Annotated in this window: 16 protein-coding genes and 1 pseudogene; 9 read left to right on the forward strand and 8 right to left on the reverse strand. The window is 63.9% G+C overall.

What is annotated here, in order from left to right:
- The first annotated feature begins 7 nt into the window (after window positions 1-7).
- The 3 genes from NLN62_RS18005 (at window position 8) to NLN62_RS18015 (ending at window position 1,973) form a co-directional block, all read left to right on the forward strand.
- On the forward strand, window positions 8-313 hold the full coding sequence (locus tag NLN62_RS18005; RefSeq protein ID WP_035663427.1) for a DUF1330 domain-containing protein: 306 nt from the start codon (window positions 8-10) through the stop codon (window positions 311-313).
- Window positions 314-503: 190 nt separating this feature from the next.
- Window positions 504-1,319 (forward strand): 4-hydroxy-tetrahydrodipicolinate reductase, encoded by an 816-nt coding sequence (gene dapB, locus NLN62_RS18010; RefSeq protein ID WP_254109714.1) that lies wholly within the window; start codon window positions 504-506, stop codon window positions 1,317-1,319.
- A 30-nt stretch (window positions 1,320-1,349) separates the two neighbouring features.
- The gene (locus tag NLN62_RS18015; RefSeq protein WP_027525154.1) at window positions 1,350-1,973 is read left to right on the forward strand and encodes a 2,3-bisphosphoglycerate-dependent phosphoglycerate mutase; all 624 of its coding nucleotides are present in this window, start codon (window positions 1,350-1,352) and stop codon (window positions 1,971-1,973) included.
- Window positions 1,974-2,078: 105 nt separating this feature from the next.
- Here NLN62_RS18015 and NLN62_RS18020 read toward each other — a convergent pair whose 3' ends face one another.
- Complete coding sequence (locus tag NLN62_RS18020) at window positions 2,079-2,975, reverse strand: bifunctional helix-turn-helix domain-containing protein/methylated-DNA--[protein]-cysteine S-methyltransferase (protein ID WP_254109716.1); 897 nt, start codon at window positions 2,973-2,975, stop codon at window positions 2,079-2,081.
- A gap of 54 nt (window positions 2,976-3,029) precedes the next feature.
- Window positions 3,030-3,548, reverse strand: coding sequence for a DUF2244 domain-containing protein (locus tag NLN62_RS18025; RefSeq protein WP_254109718.1), 519 nt, complete (start codon window positions 3,546-3,548; stop codon window positions 3,030-3,032).
- A 22-nt stretch (window positions 3,549-3,570) separates the two neighbouring features.
- Here NLN62_RS18025 and nth point away from each other — a divergent pair, with 22 nt between their 5' ends.
- The 3 genes from nth (at window position 3,571) to NLN62_RS18040 (ending at window position 7,212) form a co-directional block, all read left to right on the forward strand.
- The gene (gene nth, locus NLN62_RS18030; protein WP_254109720.1) at window positions 3,571-4,338 is read left to right on the forward strand and encodes an endonuclease III; all 768 of its coding nucleotides are present in this window, start codon (window positions 3,571-3,573) and stop codon (window positions 4,336-4,338) included.
- Window positions 4,339-4,457: 119 nt separating this feature from the next.
- Entirely contained in the window at window positions 4,458-5,597 is a 1,140-nt protein-coding gene (locus NLN62_RS18035) for an HlyD family secretion protein (protein WP_254109722.1), read from the forward strand.
- Window positions 5,584-7,212 (forward strand): MFS transporter, encoded by a 1,629-nt coding sequence (locus tag NLN62_RS18040; RefSeq protein WP_254109724.1) that lies wholly within the window; start codon window positions 5,584-5,586, stop codon window positions 7,210-7,212. Before NLN62_RS18035 ends, NLN62_RS18040 begins: the two co-directional genes overlap by 14 nt.
- A 170-nt stretch (window positions 7,213-7,382) precedes the next feature.
- On the opposite strand, the gene NLN62_RS18045 is transcribed toward NLN62_RS18040, so the two are convergent.
- The 3 genes from NLN62_RS18045 to NLN62_RS18055 form a co-directional block, all read right to left on the reverse strand.
- Window positions 7,383-7,829, reverse strand: coding sequence for a hypothetical protein (locus NLN62_RS18045; protein WP_063621741.1), 447 nt, complete (start codon window positions 7,827-7,829; stop codon window positions 7,383-7,385).
- A 309-nt stretch (window positions 7,830-8,138) separates the two neighbouring features.
- Window positions 8,139-8,879 (reverse strand): sulfate transporter family protein, encoded by a 741-nt coding sequence (locus tag NLN62_RS18050; RefSeq protein ID WP_254109726.1) that lies wholly within the window; start codon window positions 8,877-8,879, stop codon window positions 8,139-8,141.
- A gap of 88 nt (window positions 8,880-8,967) precedes the next feature.
- Window positions 8,968-10,140 carry a hypothetical protein gene (locus NLN62_RS18055; RefSeq protein WP_027525161.1) on the reverse strand — a complete coding sequence of 391 codons (1,173 nt, stop codon included), beginning with the start codon at window positions 10,138-10,140 and terminating at the stop codon, window positions 8,968-8,970.
- A gap of 270 nt (window positions 10,141-10,410) precedes the next feature.
- On the opposite strand from NLN62_RS18055, the gene NLN62_RS18060 reads away from it, so the two are divergent.
- Both NLN62_RS18060 and trpS read left to right on the forward strand, forming a co-directional pair.
- Window positions 10,411-12,054: a protease pro-enzyme activation domain-containing protein gene (locus NLN62_RS18060; protein WP_254109728.1), complete on the forward strand. Its 1,644-nt coding sequence runs from the start codon at window positions 10,411-10,413 to the stop codon at window positions 12,052-12,054.
- A gap of 422 nt (window positions 12,055-12,476) precedes the next feature.
- Window positions 12,477-13,505, forward strand: coding sequence for a tryptophan--tRNA ligase (gene trpS, locus NLN62_RS18065; RefSeq protein ID WP_254109729.1), 1,029 nt, complete (start codon window positions 12,477-12,479; stop codon window positions 13,503-13,505).
- 72 nt (window positions 13,506-13,577) lie between these two features.
- On the opposite strand, the pseudogene NLN62_RS18070 reads toward trpS, so the two are convergent.
- The 3 genes and pseudogenes from NLN62_RS18070 to NLN62_RS18080 all read right to left on the reverse strand — a co-directional run bounded on the left by NLN62_RS18070 (window position 13,578) and on the right by NLN62_RS18080 (window position 17,240).
- Window positions 13,578-13,978 (reverse strand): annotated as a pseudogene (locus NLN62_RS18070) (hypothetical protein).
- Between the two features lie 286 nt (window positions 13,979-14,264).
- Window positions 14,265-14,711 carry a nickel-responsive transcriptional regulator NikR gene (gene nikR, locus NLN62_RS18075; protein ID WP_027525164.1) on the reverse strand — a complete coding sequence of 149 codons (447 nt, stop codon included), beginning with the start codon at window positions 14,709-14,711 and terminating at the stop codon, window positions 14,265-14,267.
- A gap of 69 nt (window positions 14,712-14,780) precedes the next feature.
- Window positions 14,781-17,240 carry a heavy metal translocating P-type ATPase gene (locus tag NLN62_RS18080; RefSeq protein WP_254109730.1) on the reverse strand — a complete coding sequence of 820 codons (2,460 nt, stop codon included), beginning with the start codon at window positions 17,238-17,240 and terminating at the stop codon, window positions 14,781-14,783.
- 63 nt (window positions 17,241-17,303) lie between these two features.
- Between NLN62_RS18080 and NLN62_RS18085 the strand changes: the two genes are divergently transcribed.
- Window positions 17,304-17,579, forward strand: a complete 276-nt coding sequence (locus NLN62_RS18085) for a metal-sensitive transcriptional regulator (protein WP_254109731.1) — start codon at window positions 17,304-17,306, stop codon at window positions 17,577-17,579.
- The last annotated feature ends 154 nt before the right edge of the window (window positions 17,580-17,733 follow it).

The raw sequence follows: 17,733 nt of genomic DNA on the forward strand, positions 1-17,733 counted from the left end.
AAGAAGAATGGCAGCAAAGGGCTACTGGATCGGGCGCGTCGACGTGCACAATGACGAGGGCTACAAGCCCTATGCGGCCGCCAATCTTGCGATCTTCAAGAAGTTCGGCGGACGCTACGCCGTGCGTGGCGGCAAGCTCACCAGCGTCGAGGGCCAGAGCCGCGCACGCAACGTCGTGATCGAATTTCCCGACTACGAGACCGCGCTCGCCTGCTACAACTCGCCGGAATACCAGGCCAACATCAAGGTGCGCCAGCCGCATTCGATCGCCGACCTCATCGTCATCGAGGGCTACGACGGCCCGCAGCCGTAAGGCTCGCTTCAACCCGCGGCGTCATTCCGGGATGGTCCGAAGGACCAGATCTCCGAGCGCAATTGCGCTTCGGGGAATCTCGAGATTCCGGGTTCGCCCTTCGGGCGCCCCGGAATGACAGGTGCCTGTGCCCCCTCGGTTGCCGGAACAGCATCCCCCCGCTACAACGGGCCCCGAAGAGGATCACACCATGTCCGAGATGCGCTTGATTGTTGCTGGAGCCGGCGGCCGGATGGGCCGGGCGTTGACGCGTGCGATTTCCGAGACCGAAGGTGCGGTGCTGGCCGGCGCGCTGGAAGCGCCCGGCTCGGAACTTTTGGGCAAGGATGCCGGCGTGCTCGCAGGGCTTCCGGCCAATGGCGTGCAAGTGTCGGCCGATCTCTGGGCGATGTCGGCAGAGGCCGACGGCATTCTCGACTTCACCGTGCCGGCCGCGACCATTGCCAATGTCGCGATCGCCGCGCAGCGCGGGCTCGTTCATGTCATCGGTACGACCGGCCTCTCGGCGTCGGACGACGCGGTGATCAAGAGCGTCACCAACCGCGCCGTCGTCGTCAAATCCGGCAATATGAGCCTCGGCGTCAATCTGCTCACCGCGCTGGTCAAGCGCGTGGCGCAGTCGCTTGGCGACACTTTTGATATCGAGATCGTCGAAACCCATCACCGTGCCAAGATCGATGCGCCCTCGGGCACGGCACTGATGTTGGGCGAAGCCGCAGCCAGCGGCCGCGGCATTTCGCTCGGGGATCATTCGGCCCGTGGCCGCGACGGCATCACAGGCGCGCGTCGCACCGGCGACATCGGCTTTGCCTCCTTGCGCGGCGGCACCGCGGCCGGCGATCACAGCGTGAGCTTCCTCGGCCCGTTCGAGCGGTTGACGCTGTCGCATCACGCCGAGGACCGCATGCTGTTCGCCCATGGCGCGCTGAAGGCGGCGCTGTGGGCCCATGGCAAGAAGCCGGGCCTCTACTCGATGGCCGACGTGCTCGGTCTCGGCGATACCTGATCAATCGAACGCAACGAACGGAAAGCAGGAATGAGCGAACGTCTTCTCGTGCTCGTGCGCCACGGCCAGAGCGAATGGAATCTGAAGAACCTGTTCACGGGGTGGAAGGATCCCGATCTCACCGAGCAGGGCGTGGCGGAAGCCAAGGAGGCCGGCCGCAAGCTGAAGGCGAAGGGCCTCGTCTTCGACGTCGCCTTCACCTCGGTGCTGACGCGCGCCCAGCACACGCTCGATCTCATTCTTACTGAACTTGGCCAGACCGGGCTGCCCACGTCGAAGGACCTCGCGCTGAACGAGCGCGACTATGGCGATCTCTCCGGCCTCAACAAGGATGACGCGCGCAAGAAATGGGGCGAGGAGCAGGTCCACGTCTGGCGCCGTTCCTACGACGTACCGCCGCCCGGCGGCGAAAGCCTGAAGGACACGCTCGCGCGCGCGCTGCCCTACTACGTGCAGGAGATCTTGCCGGGCGTGCTCAACGGCAAGCGCACGCTGGTCGCCGCCCACGGCAATTCGCTGCGCGCGCTGATCATGGTGCTGGAAAAGCTCTCGCCCGAAGGCATTTTGAAGCGCGAGCTGGCGACAGGTGTGCCGATCATCTACCGGCTGAATGCGGATTCGACGGTGGCGTCGAAGCTGGATCTGGCGAGCTAGTAAATTGAGGCCGTCATTCCGGGGCGCCCGAAGGGCGAACCCGGAATCTCGAGATTCCGGGTTCGATGCTGCGCATCGCCCCGGAATGACGGAGTAGGTGGCAAGCTACTGCACCCCCAGCTGCCCCGCTTCCCAGCCCAGCATCGCCTGCTTGCGGGTGACGCCCCAGTGATAGCCGGTGAGCTTGCCATCCTTGCCGAGCGCGCGGTGGCAGGGCACGACGAAGGAGACGGGGTTCTTGCCGACCGCGGCGCCGACGGCGCGTGAAGCCTTCGGGCTGTTGATCTTGCAGGCGATGTCCGAATAGGACACCGCGCGTCCCATCGGGATCTTCAACAGCGTCTCCCACACCCGCACCTCGAAGTCGGTGCCGATCATGACGACGCGCAGCGGCTGGTCCGGCCGCCACAGTTTTGTGTCGAAGATGCGCTGGGCGAGCGGCGCGGTGCCTTCATGATCCTCGACGTAAGTTGCCTTCGGCCAACGCCGCGTCATGTCGACGAGTGCGGTCTGCTCCTCGCCGGGATCAGCGAAGGCAAGTCCTGACAATCCGCGACTGGTCGCGATCACGATCGCGGTGCCAAACGGACATGGATGGAAACCGTAGCGCAAGGTCAGGCCCGCGCCGCCGTTCTTCCATTCGCCCGGTGACATCGCTTCGTGGGTGACGAAGAGATCGTGCAGCCGTCCCGGGCCCGAGAGACCCGAGTCGAGCGCAGCGTCGAGGATGCTCGCGGAATCGCGCAGCAGGTGCTTGGCATGGTCGAGCGTCAGCGCCTGCATGAAGGCCTTTGGCGTGATCGACGCCCAGCGGCGGAACAGGTGGTGCAGCTCATCCGGCGTGACGCCGGCCGCATCCGCCATCGCCTCGATGGTCGGTTGCGCGCGCCAGTTCTCCGAGATAAAGGCGATCGCGCGGCGCACGGAATCATAGTCCCGCAGCGCGGCATTCTGGGAGCCCGGCCTGGCCAGGCGCTGGTCATGTATGGCGAGTGTCATCATGACTGGAAATGTAGGAGGAGCAGGCGCTCCAAACCACCCGATTTCTGACAGGGTTCAGGTGACCGGATTGTAGGTCGGGCCGCGCTTGGCGGCGTTCAGGGCGTCCAATAAAGCTTTGGAAAAGCTAGCCTTTTCATCGGGTCCCAAAAAGGTGCCGACCGACAGGCGGCGGCCGCGCGAGACCAGATAGACCCGCTCGATGCCGAACTCCTCGTCCGCTTCGAGATCGAGCTTCACCCAGAGCGGATTGAACACCCATTCGGCGACATGGCCGCGATGGCTGATCCGCCGCACGCGCAATTCGGAGACCGTGACCACGATCTCCTCGCTCGCCCGCGCGGTGCGGAAATTGACCTTGAAGGCCCACCAGATCACCAGCACGTCGAGACCGAAAAAGCCGAGCACCGGCCAGGCGCCCATCATCAGGAAGGCGATCCCGGTGACAAAGCTGACGACGCTCAGGAAAAGCATCACGACGAGAAAGCCGGTGCGGTTCAGCGAGCGATGCGGCGTCAGCAGCGCAGAGAAGATCTGCACCTCGCTCGCGCGCTCAAATTCGTTGCCTGTGCTCATGGCCTGTCAGTATATCCCGGTCATGGCAAAAATCACCCGCAAGGCGGCCGTCCGCAAATCCTCCGTGCCGAAGAAGAAGGCAAAGGCGAAAGCCGCCAAGCCTGCGCGGGCCGCAAAGACATCGCTCAAGGCCGTAAAGCCCACGACGATCAAGGCTTGGACGCCGGCCGAGATCCACGAGGTCTTTTCCCGCTTCCGCAAGGCCAATCCGGAGCCGAAGGGGGAACTCGAGCATCTCAATCCCTTTACGCTGCTCGTTGCCGTCGTGCTGTCGGCCCAGGCCACGGACGCCGGTGTCAACAAGGCAACGCGCGAATTGTTTCAGGTCGCGGACACCCCGCAAAAGATGCTCGATCTCGGTGAGGAGCGCTTGCGCGACTACATCAAGACCATCGGCCTCTATCGCACCAAGGCGAAGAACGTGATCGCGTTGTCGGCCAAGCTGTTGACCGATTTCGGCGGCGAGGTGCCGCGCACGCGCGCGGAGATCGAGTCGCTGCCGGGTGCCGGGCGCAAGACCGCCAATGTCGTGCTCAACATGGCCTTCGGCGAGCACACGATGGCGGTCGACACGCACGTCTTTCGCGTCGGCAACCGCACCGGCCTCGCGCCCGGCAAGACGCCGCTCGAGGTCGAGCTCGGTCTCGAAAAGGTGATCCCGGCCGAGTTCATGCTGCATGCCCATCATTGGCTGATCCTGCACGGCCGCTATACTTGCCTCTCGCGCAAGCCGCGCTGTGAGGTATGCCTGATCAACGATCTCTGCCGATGGCCGGAGAAGACGGTCTGAGGCAAAGTTTCTCCGTTATTCCGGGCTCGATGCTCCGGGCCGCGCTTCGCGGTCCCGTCGCATCGTCCCGGAATGACGATGATAGGAATTGTGTTCGCGACATGATTTCGGGGGGTGCCGTGAGTCAACAAGAACAAGTCAGTTCGCCGCCGCCTGCCGCTCCCCTCGTCGCTTCCAGGCCGACGCAACGACCGGCTCCGAGCCTGTGGAGCCGGCTCGCCATTCCGCTGTTTGCCGTCATCGTCGCGCTCGGCTTCGTCGCGTTGGCGACCCTGCGTTTCGACGAATGGGTCGGCAGCGCGGCAATCCAGACCACCAATGATGCCTATGTCCGTGCCGAGCTGACGCGGCTTGCGAGTCGGGTGACGGGCGAGGTGCTCAACGTTGCGGTCACCGATTTCCAGCGCGTGCACGCCGGCGATCTCCTGATCCAGATCGATCCCGCCGATTATCAGGCGCAGGTCGCACAGGCCGAAGCGAACGTTGCTGCCGCGCAGGCTGCGCTGGACAATCTGAGCAATCAGGTCGAGCTGCAATATGCGACGATCGCGCAGGCCGAGGCGGCGCGGCTCTCCGCCGAAGCGCTGGAGGTCGAGGCGCAGCAGGAGCAGCAGCGCCAGCAATCGCTGTCGCAGACCGAGGCCGGTACGCGGCAGCGGCTGGAGCAGGCGGTCGCATCGCTCGCGAAGGCGCAGGCCGACGTGCGTGCAAGCCGCGCCGTGATCGCCGCGCAGCGCCACCAGCTCGAAGTCCTGCAAGGAACCAAGAAGCAGCGCGCCGCCGACCTCGAAGCGGCCAAGGCGACGCTTGCAAGCGCCAGGCTCAAGCTCGGCTACACCAGCATCTCAGCGCCGTTCGACGGCGTCGTCGGCGAGCGCCAGGTGCAGCCCGGCGACTACGTCAATATCGGCACCAACCTCATCAACGTCGTGCCGCTGCCCAAAGTCTATGTGATCGCGAACTACAAGGAGACCCAGCTCACGCACGTGCAGCCGGGCCAGCCGGTTGACATCACTGTCGACAGCTTCCCGCGCGAGCGCCTGCGCGGCCGGGTCGAGCGCATCGCGCCGGCGACCGGCTCGCAAGTGGCGCTGCTGCCGCCGGATAATGCGACCGGCAATTTCACCAAGGTGGTGCAACGCGTTCCCGTGCGTATCCAGCTCGACGACAACCAGCCGCTCATCGAGCGCCTCCTGCCGGGAATGTCCGTCGTCACCAGCATCCACACCGACGGTGCAGGGACGAATGGCGGCAAATGACGGTGCCGATCCCGGACCTCTCTCGCGCGGCGGCATCGCGCCACGACCGGTCTTCGCTGTCGGGGCCGTGCTGCTCGGTTCGTTCCTTGCCAATTTCGACAGCCGGCTGACCACGGTCGGCCTGCCTGATCTGCGCGGTGCGTTCTCGCTCGGCTTCGACGAGGGAGCCTGGCTCTCCACCGCCGGCATCGGCTCGCAGATCTTCATCGCGCCCGCGGTGGCCTGGCTGGCGACGGTGTTTGGCCTGCGTCGCGTGCTCGGTATCCCGAGCCTCGTCTACGCCGTCATCTCCTTCATCATTCCCTTCGTTCACGATTTTCCGGCGCTGATCGCCCTCAGCATCGTGCATGGCCTGCTGCTCGGCACCTTCGTGCCGGCGACGTTGATGATCGTGTTCCGCAACCTGCCGATCCGCTGGTGGCTGCCGGCGATTGCGATCTACGCGATCCGCGTCGGCTTTGCGCTGGATACCTCGACCTCGCTGGTCGGCTTTTATGTCGACCATCTTGGCTGGCAATGGCTGTACTGGCAGGGCGTCGTCATCGCGCCGCTGATGGGCCTGATGGTCTATCAGGGCACGCCGAGCGAGCCGGTCAATCACGACCTGCTGCGCCATGCCGATTGGGGCGGCATGGTGCTGCTCGGTGCCTCCGTGTCGATGATCTATGCCGGCCTCGACCAGGGCAACCGGCTGGACTGGCTGGAGTCGGGCACGGTGATGGCGCTGATCACCGGCGGAGCCGTCCTGTTCGTCGGCTTCCTCATCAACGAGTCGCTAGTCCGCCAGCCCTGGGCGCATGTCAACGTGCTGTTCTCGCGCAATGTCGGATTGTCGCTGATCTTGATCCTGCTCTATACGCTGACCAGCCTCTCCAACTCGTCGCTGGTGCCGAATTTCCTTGCCACCATCGGCCTGCTCAGGCCCGAACAGAGCGGCCTGTTGCTGCTCACCTATGGCGCGCTACCGATGTTCGTGCTGGTGCCGCTCTCGATCTGGCTGCTGCGGCATTTCGATACGCGGACGGTGGTGGTCGTGGGATTTGCCTGCTTTGCCGCGGCCAATCTCTGGGGCACCCAGCTCACCCACGAGTGGGCGCGCGCGGATTTCGTCGGCATCGTGCTGCTGCAGGCGATCGGACAGTCGCTGACCCTGTTGCCGCTCATCATCACGCTGCTGTCGAACTCCGACCCGAGCCGCGCGACAGCTTTTGCGGCCTATATTCAGATCATGCGGCTTGGCGGCGCCGAGATCGGCGTTGCACTGATGGGAACATGGCTGCGGGTCCGCGAGCAGATCCATTCCAACTATCTCGGCCAGTACATTGCAACCGGGGACGTCGACGTGGTCAGGATGCTGAAGCAGCTTGCTGGCCGCTTCGCCGCCCATGGCTTGGGCGCGGCGCAGGCCCGCGCGGTCGGCACGCTCGCGGGCTTCGTGCAGCGCGAGGCCAATGTGCTCGCCTATATCGACGGCTTCTGGCTGTGCTTCTGGCTCGCGATCACAGCGCTCGGCTGCGTCGCACTGCTCACCCGCGCGCCGCCCGGACCGTTCACGCCGGCGCCGTTCGGTTTGGCCAAGTCGGTGCTGCGCAAGTGCGGAGTGGCGGTGACGTAGAGTGTCCGGATCTTGATCGGGTCGATCTAGAGCATGATCCGGAAAAGTGTGCAGCGGTTTTCCCTCGCGACAAACGCGGAACGCGTTTGCGCGGAGATCATGCTCAAACAATAACCTGAAGCGCGATGACGATTCATCCCAATCCCATCGCGCTTTAGGCGGCGTGCGGATCAGGCGATACTTCTGTCCTCCATCATCCGGCGTTTGACAGTTTCGCAAGTCTTGCGGACATCCTCCGTAAACAGCGCGCATTCTTCGATGCGCTTGAAAATCCTCTTGGCTTCCTCGCGATATGAGGCCGCGGTATCTCGCATGAAGGCAATCGTCGTGTGCACCTCGGCGGTCATCGCCTCGCATTTTTTCGCCGCGCTGATCAACTCGGTTCCCATAGCCTCGATCTCTTTGGCCGCGGCCTCATAGTCGCGCACGACGGCCTCGGCAGTGAGCTGGCCTACACGCGAAACCCCATCTCGATGCTCGACGTAGTCAGGCAATGGCTCGGATAGAGCCGGTGGGACAACCCAGCCGGGCGACCCGGGCAAAGCCGCCGTGACATCTGCTTCAAGCTTGGCCAGATCTACTGCCTTGTTTCTCGGAAATCTTTCGATGTTCGCCATGGATCAATTCTCCTACTGGACTCTAACCCTTTAGGAAATGGAGCCAATGCGCGAGAGATTCCTGACAACAGTCGCAGGCCCCGCTATTCCGCGGGACCCCCCGCCGGAATGGCGAGCTGATTGAGAATCCTGATTCGTGGCGAAAGATTCACGAAACTGCGGCGATGGTCCATCGTGAGGACGTCCTCCGCGGACGCCCACTTTCAGGCTCTCGATCGCAGGAGCACCCCAACCTCCGCCGCAAAGCGGGAGAGGGAGCGATCTCCTTGGCGGTCCGCAACCGGACTCAGGCGATCGGTCTAATCGTCGTCAGCGCATATACCGTGCCGGCTCGATCAGCTCCGGTCGCCGGCCCGACAGGCGTTTGTGCATGTGGACCATGAAGGCCATGCCGAAGATCGGCGTCGCCAGGTTGACGATCGGGATCGACACGAAGGCGGCGATGATCAGGCCGGCGGCGAAGATGGTTGCCGCATTGTCGCGCCGCATCGCCTTGGCTTCCTCCGGCGGGCGGAAGCGCATGGCGGCAAGCTCGAAATATTCGCGGCCCAGAAGCCATGCGGTGGCGATGAAGAAGATCAGGAAGCCGGCGCCCGCCAGGAACACGAAGGGCAGCACGATCAGATAGACCAGGATGGTCAGCAGCGCCGTCTTGACGCCCTCATGGATGGCCATCGTGAACGGCAGCGCGACGCCGGGGCGCTCGGCCGGATAGTGCTCGCGCTCGACATGATCGGCGACGTCGTCGACGAACAGGCTCGCCACCAGCGAGGTGATCGCGGGCATCAGGAGGATTCCGCCGAAGACGACGCCAAGGCCGGCCGCGATCGAGACGATCCAGGACAGCACCTCGAGGGCGGAGTGCCAGCCGGGGCCGAGCAGCCCCTCGAGCCAGACCTCGCCATAGGTGGCAAACCAGCTGAGCAGACGCTGCAAGCCGACCGCCAGCACGGTGATCAGCACGAGCGCGACGCCGATCGAGCGCCACAGGATCGAGCGCATCGGCGGCGAGATGATCTGCGACAGCGCCTTGACGGCGGCATCAAGCATCGGGGTACCTCTCACGAGAATTCACTCGCGAGAGGTAGACATGCCGGCCGCTTTCGGCAAGGGAGGCTGACCTGCCGCTGCGTGCGGCCTATTCTTCGGCCGCGATGCTGGCCCAGCAGGTGATTGCGCTACAGACCGAGCTCCAGCGGCCAAAACCCTTGTAGATCTGGGCCGCGACCTGCTCCTGCTGCTTCAGCGTGCCCTCGGCCTTGATCTGAGGGTCGGAGACGTTGCGGATCGCAAGCCAGCGCGGCGCCTTCGCGCCCATGTCCTTGGCGACGAGCCCGAGGATCGCATCGCCCATCTCGGAGACGTCACCGAGGCCCTGGAGATGGAAATGATCGTCCGAGGTGTCGAAGCCGAAGAAATCGGTGGTGACCACGGACGAGCTCAATCCGCTCGGCTTCACCACGAAGATTTTTGGCGGCCGCGTATTGTCCTTCGGCAGTTGCCCGGCATTGGCCTTGAACAGCGCCTTGGCCTCTGCAAAACGCGTCGTCTTCGCCGACTTGCTCGAAAAATGCTCTTGCGCGAACGGCTGCTTCTTGAACTTCGACAGGCAGTCGAAGCGAACGATCGGGCTGACGATGACGTCGCCAACCTCGACCTGCTTGCCGATGCCGCCGGCGGTTCCCGTGGTGATGACGAGCGAGGGCTGCACCTCCTGGATGATCTGGCGCCAGACGTCGATGTTCGGCAATTGCGGGCCGTCCTGCGACATGTGCGAATCGGACTTGAAGATCACGACCTTCTTCTTGCCGATCGTGGTGGTCCAGTAGGTGCCGAGCCGCTTCAGCTCCATGGCCGGGCAGCCGTTCCGCATCTTCTTGGAGATGGTCGTGAAATTGTGCTTGTAGGGCAGGTAGTCGTTGCGGGAGTCCTTGCCCGGCGTCAGCACGCGGCTGAGCGCATGGCCCTCGTCGACGGTCCAGGTCACCACCAGCACGTCGGCGCGCGGCAACGGGCTGTTGCCGTTGCCCCTCGGCTTCGGCCCGGTCTGCGGCGCGAGCCCCTTCGGCCAGGGAATGTCGGTGAAGCGCGACAGCCCGGTCGCGGTCGAGAAGGCCATGAACTCGCGGCCCGCAGGCGATTCCGAATCGAAATCGATGATCTCGCGCTGAAAATCTTCCGGAGAAACTTTTGCGGACCGTTTCACCGCTGCGTCCGCCAGGCGCTTGACAGTATAGGTCTCGCGCGGCGGCGGCGTCGTGATCGGATCGAAACCAAGATTTCTCTGAACCCATTTGCGGTCAGCCAGCATCGCTCAACTCCTGCGCCAATTGATTTTGAGAGTATCTTCCATTGGTCGGCCAAGCACGCCGACGGTTGCAATTTTAAATCGAGTTCGCTGACATCGATTGGTCCGAGCCACTGACCAATTCTGTTCCGGATTGAGATGTCGATGTTTTGATCGGTATAACAAAGGTATTTCTGAAAAAAGATCGTCAAATATCTGAACCAATTTCGACCTCAGATTACACCTATAGTTGAATACCGGCAATCGCCCTTCCAATCACAAACGGAGGAAGTCATGGCAGGCACGGTCAAACGCGTGGCGCTGGCGAACAGCGCGCGGAAGTTGCCGAAGGGGGCCAAGCTGGTTGGCGCGGCCGATCCCAAGCAGGAGATCGAGATCAGCGTCCGCCTGCGCGCCAAGCGCTCCGACGATGACACCGTGATGGCGCTGGGTGCGCAATTGCCGCGTGAACGGCAATATCTTTCCCGCAGCGAATTTGCCGAGCAGATGGGTGCCGATCCCGCTGATGTCGCCAAGATCGACAATTTTGCCCATCACCACGATCTCAACGTCAAGAGCGTGCATCTGGCCTCGCGCACAGTGAAGCTGACCGGCACGGTGAAGGCGCTGAGCGCGGCCTTCGGCGTCAAGCTCAACAAGGTCAAGCATGAGGGCGGGACCTACCGGATGCGCAAGGGCAGCGTGCAGATCCCAGCCGAGCTCGAGGGGATCGTCATTGGCGTGCACGGGCTCGACAATCGCCCGGTCGCGCGTCCGCACTTCCGGCACAAGCGGATCGGACGGGCGGCGATCGCGCACGCGGCTCAGAGCCGCAGCTTCTCGGTCGAGCAGATCGCCCAGCTCTACAACTTTCCGGACGGCGAGACCGGCGCCGGCCAGTGCATCGCGATCATCGAGCTCAACGACATCGACCAGAAGGGCAAGCCGACGGGAGCCGGTTACAAGACATCGGACCTGAAGACATTCTTCAAGAAGGCGGGAATCCCGATGCCGCAGATCGCGCCGGCGAGCGTCGACGGCGGAGCCAACAAGCCCGGCCATTCCGAAGCCGACGGCGAGGTCGTGCTCGACATCGAGGTGGCCGGCGCGATCGCGCCCGGCGCCAAGATCGTGGTCTATTTTGCGCCCAACACCACCAACGGCTTCATCGATGCGGTGAAGGCTGCAGTCCACGACAGCGCGCGAAAACCCTCGGTGATCTCGATCAGCTGGGGTGGCCCGGAAGATCCGGAGAACTCGCAACAGTTCCTCGACGGTCTCAACGAGGCGATCCGCGACGCGGCCGCAATGGGCGTCACCGTCTGTGTCGCCTCCGGTGATAACGGGTCGGCTGACATGGGCGAAGGTTGGGACGGCAAGCCGCATGCTGACTTCCCGGCGTCGAGCCCGTTTGCGCTGGCCTGCGGCGGCACCAATCTCACGGCGCCGAACGGCCACATCCAGGAAGTGGTCTGGAACGGCGGGCCGGAGGATGGAGCGGGCGGCGGCGGCGTCAGCATCGTGTTCGCCCAGCCAAAGTACCAGGCCAACGCCCATGTCCCGAAATCGCCGGCACATCACAGCGGGCGCGGCGTGCCCGATATCGCGGGCGACGCCGATCCGGCCACTGGCTATCAGATCTTCCTCAATGGCGCCGGCGCCACGATCGGCGGCACCAGCGCGGTGGCGCCGCTGATGGCGGGGTTGATCGCGCGGATCAATGAAGCCACGACCAAGAAGTTCGGCAAGACGGTCGGTTTCATCAACCCGCTGATCTATACAGCCGGGGCGCAAGGCGCGTTCCGCGACATCACCAGCGGCAACAACGACATCACCGGTCAGTTGCACGGCATGTACAAGGCCGGCCCCGGCTGGGATGCCTGTTCCGGGCTCGGCGTTCCCAACGGCACCAAGTTGCAGGATCTGCTGGCGGCGTAGTTCACGCGTGCTTCTCCCTCTCCCCGTTCTTACGGGGAGAGGGTTGGGGTGAGGGGCTGCATCCGCGATCACGGAGTCAGACTCGCACCGAGTGCGCCTCCTTTCCGTCATTGCGAGCGCAGCGAAGCAATCCAGAATCCCTCCGCGGTGACAGCCTGGATTGCTTCGCTTCGCTCGCAATGACGAGTTCGGGGCGTGGCGTCGGTCACGCCGTATCGACCGGCTTGCCGATGCATCCGAGCTGTGCGAATAAGCTGGTATGACCGACCCGATGACCCCTTTCATCTGCACTTGGTGGCGCTCCTTCTGAAGGAGCGGCGCGTCGTCATGTCTTTCATTCGACCATCGCCGCCGTGTTCGGCATGGTCATCATCCCAGGAACCCACTGTCGAAGCGCGGCGGCTCCAATCCCGGAGACGTCAATGCTTTCCCCAGCGCAAGACAAGCCGACCATCAAGCCGATCATCCTGACCGGTGATCGCCCCACCGGCCCGCTGCATCTCGGGCACTATGCGGGCTCGCTGCGAAACCGCGTCGCGCTGCAGCGGTCGCACCGGCAATACGTCCTCATCGCCGATCATCAGGCGCTGACCGACAATTCCGACGATCCCGACAAGGTGAAGCGCAACGTCATCGAGGTGGCGCTGGATTATCTCGCCGTCGGCATCGATCCCTCCGAGACGACGATCTGTCTGCAATCGGCGCTGCCGGCGCTGGCGGAGCTGTCACTGCTTTATCTGAACTTCGTCACCGTGGCGCGGCTTGAGCGCAACCCGACAGTCAAGGCGGAAATCCAGATGCGCGGCTTCGAGCGCGACATCCCGGCCGGTTTCCTCTGCTATCCCGTCGCGCAGGCCGCGGATATCACCGCGTTCAGGGCGAGCGTCGTTCCCGTGGGCGAGGATCAGGCGCCGATGATCGAGCAGACCAACGAGATCGTGCGGCGGATCAACCGCCAGGTCGGACGAAGACTATTGCCGGAAGCCGAAGCGATGATCCCGGCCACGGGGCGGCTTCCCGGCATCGACGGCCGGGCGAAGATGAGCAAGTCGCTGGGCAACAGCATCGCCCTGTCGGCGTCGCCGGGTGAGATTCGCGAGGCCGTGCGCAAAATGTACACCGACCCCCGACATGTCAGGGCCAGCGACCCCGGACAGGTCGAGGGCAATGTCGTCTTCACCTATCTCGATGCATTCGCCGAGGATCAGGCCGAGGTGGAGGAGCTCAAGGCGCGCTATCGGGCAGGGGGCCTCGGCGACGTCAAGGTCAAGAAACGCCTGGAAGATATCTTGCAAGCCTTGCTCGCGCCGGTCCGGGAACGCCGACACCGGCTCGCGCAGGATCAATCCCATGTACTGGCAGAGCTACGCAAAGGAACCGAGCGCGCGAAAGAGGTCACGCAGGCGACGCTCGACGAGGTGAAGGCAGGCTTGGGGTTGTTTTCGTTTTGAAGCTGTGCCGAGGCGGATGACGCTCTCTTCCCTTCTTCCCTTGCGGAAGAAGGTGGCGCGAAGCGCCGGATGTTATGTCATGCTGCCCGGCATGAAGCATCGGATGTCGATCCTCAGCACAGACGGCTCTGCATAAGACCTTATACAAACCGGCCAGACCATCGCCCGGCCAACTGGTTCGGTTCTTTGATCACCGCATCGTCCGGGACGTCCCACCATTCACCTCCTATATGGACGCGATAGTGGCCGTTCTTGCTTTCCCAATCGACCTCCGACAACGCCTTCCCGTCAGCGTCGGAGCAACAAAGGCCTTTACCTGACTTGAGCTTCTCGAACCAACCTTTGAGGGGAGAGTTTGCATAGCGGCCATCGACATCGCCGGCGACCGCTTTGTGAAATAGTGAAACAGGGCCAGCGAGAAAGAGTACAACGACCGACGTGGCAAGGATCGTCCTGTCTCGTGGGGCAATCATTGCGTGGATCTTTTTTTCGAGGGCCGAGCGGACGACCCCGGCTACAGGTGAGGATGACCGGGGCCGCCGACGATCCTCAGCTACAGTGCCTGAAAGGCGCCCCCCGAGGATCACGACTGATACTTAGAAAAAAATCAAAAAGCGGTCTTGTGATTGCGCGCCAACATTTTTGCTTCTTGCGCCTCGCTTCGAGATACGAGCATTCAGTCACGCGCTTCGCGAAAGAGACCCCTCACGCCCTTCCCACAAGGAGAGAGGGTGCACCGTGCGTGCGGCGAAGGCGACGTCACCCATGCTTGTGCGCGTGCTTGCGCGGCTTTGTTTGCTTGCCTTCACCCGTCGGGATCATCACCACGCGCCCGTAGCGCACGCCGCGTTCGGCGATGATGTGGTCGGCGAAATGCTTGACCTCGTCGGCTGATCCCCTGAGCGCCGTCATCTCCATGCAATTGTCGTCGTCGAGATGGACGTGCAGCGTTGCGAGGGCGAGATCGTGATGGCCATGGAATTCCTGTACCAGGCGCTTGGAGAGATCGCGCGCCGCGTGGTCGTAGACATAGACGAGGCCTGCAACGCAGGGACCCGTCTGCGCGGTGTCCTCCGCCGTCTGCTGCAACCCCGCCCTGGCGAGGTCGCGGATGATCTCCGATCGGTTCTGGTAGCCGCGCGCCTGCGCCGCCGCATCGATCTCCGCCAGCAAATCGTCCTCGATCGTGATCGTAATCCGCTGCATTGACGGCTCCCCAGCGTGCCGCGCGACCTCGCGCGGTTTGGAAGCCGTTTTACACGGATTTCGCAGGCGTCACAGCCGTGTTGCGCGAAGCCGCAGCGCGTTGCCGACGACGCTGACCGACGACAGCGCCATCGCGGCGGCCGCGATGATCGGCGACAGCAGGATGCCGAAGGCCGGATAGAGGATGCCGGCCGCGATGGGGATGCCGGCCGCGTTGTAGATGAAGGCGAAGAACAGGTTTTGCCGGATGTTGCGCATCGTCGCCTGCGACAGTTTTCGCGCGCGAACGATTCCCGTGAGGTCACCTTTGAGCAGCGTGACGCCGGCGCTTTCCATGGCCACGTCCGTGCCCGTGCCCATGGCGATGCCGACCTCGGCTGCCGCCAGCGCCGGCGCGTCGTTGACGCCGTCGCCGGCCATCGCGACGCGTCGGCCCGACGTCTGAAGCCTGGTCACGACCGCGCTTTTCTGATCCGGCAGCACCTCGGCTTCGACGTCGGTAATGCCGAGCCGGCGCGCGACGGCCTCTGCCGTGGTGCGGTTGTCACCGGTCAGCATGATCACCTTGATGCCCTCGGCGGCGAGATCCTTCAACGCCTGCGGGGTCGACGCCTTGACCGGATCGGCGATCGCGAACAGCCCGGCCAGCGTGCCGTCGACCGCCATGTTGATGACGGTGGCGCCGTCCTGGCGCAGCCGCTCTGCTTCCGCAGCGAGCGGCGTCGTGTCGATGCCTTCAGTGGCAAGATATTTTGCGTTGCCGAGCACGATGGTCTTACCGTCGACCTTGCCGGTCGCACCCTTGCCGGTCGGCGAATCGAACCCGTCGACCTGACTGATGCTGAGCTGCTTCTCCTTTGCCGCACGCAAAATCGCATCGGCCAGCGGGTGCTCGCTGGCGCGCTCGACGCTGGCGGCAAGGCGCAGGATCTCATCCTCGGCGAGACCTTCGGCCGGGACGATGGCGACGACCTTCGGCTTGCCCTCGGTCAGCGTTCCCGTCTTGTCGACCACGAGCGTGTCGATCTTTTCCATCCGCTCGAGCGCCTCGGCGTTCTTGATCAGAACGCCTGCCTGCGCGCCGCGGCCGACGCCGACCATGATCGACATCGGGGTTGCAAGGCCAAGTGCGCAGGGACAGGCGATGATGAGCACACTTACGGCGGCGACCAGGCCAAAGGCGAGGCGTGGCTCCGGGCCGAACCAGGCCCATGCGGCGAAGGCGATGATGGCGACGGCGATCACCGTCGGCACGAACCAGCCGGCGACCTGGTCGGCTAGGCGCTGGATCGGCGCGCGCGAGCGCTGGGCGTCGGCGACCATCTGCACGATCTGCGACAGCAGCGTCTCGCGCCCGACCTTTTCGGCCCGCATGATGAAGCTGCCGGATTGGTTCAGCGTGCCGGCAATGACCTTGGCGCCGGCTTCCTTGGTGACCGGCATGGATTCGCCGGTGACGAGGGATTCATCGAGCGAGGAACGCCCTTCAAGCAAAATGCCGTCGACCGGCACCTTCTCGCCGGGGCGGACACGCAAGCGGTCGCCGGCATGCAGCGTATCGATCTCGACCTCGTGCTCGCTGCCATCGGACTCGACGCGCCGCGCGGTCTTCGGAGCGAGCTGGAGCAGCGCCTTGATCGCGCCTGACGTTGCATCGCGGGCGCGCAGCTCGAGGACCTGGCCGAGCAGCACCAGCCCGGTGATGACAGCGGCCGCCTCGAAATAGACTGCGACCGCACCCTCATGACCCCTGAAGGTCGCGGGAAAGATTTGCGGCGCCAGCGTGCCGAACAGGCTGTAGACGTAAGCGACGCCCGTGCCCATCGCGATCAGCGTGAACATGTTGAGGTTGCGCGTGACGAGCGATTGCCAGCCGCGCACGAAGAACGGCCAGCCGGCCCACAGCACGACGGGCGTGGCGAATACGAGCTGGATCCAGTTCGAGAGCGTCGGATCGATCCAGTTGTGCGGGCCCGCTAGATGGCCCCCCATCTCCAGCACCACCGGTGGCAATGCCAGCGCGCCGCCGATCCAGAACCGCCGCGTCATGTCGGCGAGCTCGGGGTTGGGGCCGGTGTCGAGGCTCGCCACCTCCGGCTCCAGCGCCATGCCGCAGATCGGGCAGCTGCCGGGGCCGACCTGGCGGATCTCCGGATGCATCGGGCAGGTGTAGATCGTGCCTGCGGGCATCTCTGGCTCGCTCGACTCTTCCGTTCCCGTGGCGAGATATCTGGCGGGATCGGCCGCGAATTTGGTGCGACAGCCGGCGGAGCAGAAGTGAAAAGTCTCGCCGTGATGTTCGAAGCGGTGCTTCGACGTCGCGGGATCGACCATCATGCCGCAGACGGGATCGCGGACCTTGTCGCCGGGCGCAGCGTGATGGTGATGGGCATGGCCGGCATGATCGCCATGGCCGCCGCAGCAGGATGATGCCGCGGGCTTTTCCGCGGGCGGGGCAGCCTTGGCGGAACAGCCGCATTCGGAGTGCTTTGCGGTCGCGTCGACCTGCTTGTGTTCGGCTTCATTCATTCCAGCGCTCCGGCCTTGGCCCAGGTGCTTGTAACCTATACCCGGTAGGGGTATATAGACGTCATGCGCAAGGACATCAAGGCATCCGTCGGCAAACGCCTCGGCCGGATCGAAGGGCAGGTCCGCGGCCTCTCCAGGATGGTCGACGAGGACCGCTACTGCATCGACATCGTGACGCAGATCTCTGCGGTGCGCGCCGCGCTGCGCCGCGTCGAGGAGGAGATCCTGAAAGACCACGTCGCGCACTGCGTCGAGCACGCGATCTCGAGCGGCAACAAGACGGATCAGCGGGAAAAGATCGCGGAGTTGATGGCGGTGATCAGCCGAGCGGAACGGTGAGTTTCACACTCGCCGTCGTTGCAGAAGCGCCCGGTATCTCCCCACGTCGTCCTGGCGAAAGCCAGGACCCATACCGCGGAATCTATCGATTGTGTGCGGTCGGAGTCTCGAACGACGTGTCTTCGCCAAACTACTTCCAGGGGTAATGGGTCCT

Source organism: Bradyrhizobium sp. CCGUVB23 (assembly GCF_024199885.1).
Taxonomy (GTDB): domain Bacteria; phylum Pseudomonadota; class Alphaproteobacteria; order Rhizobiales; family Xanthobacteraceae; genus Bradyrhizobium.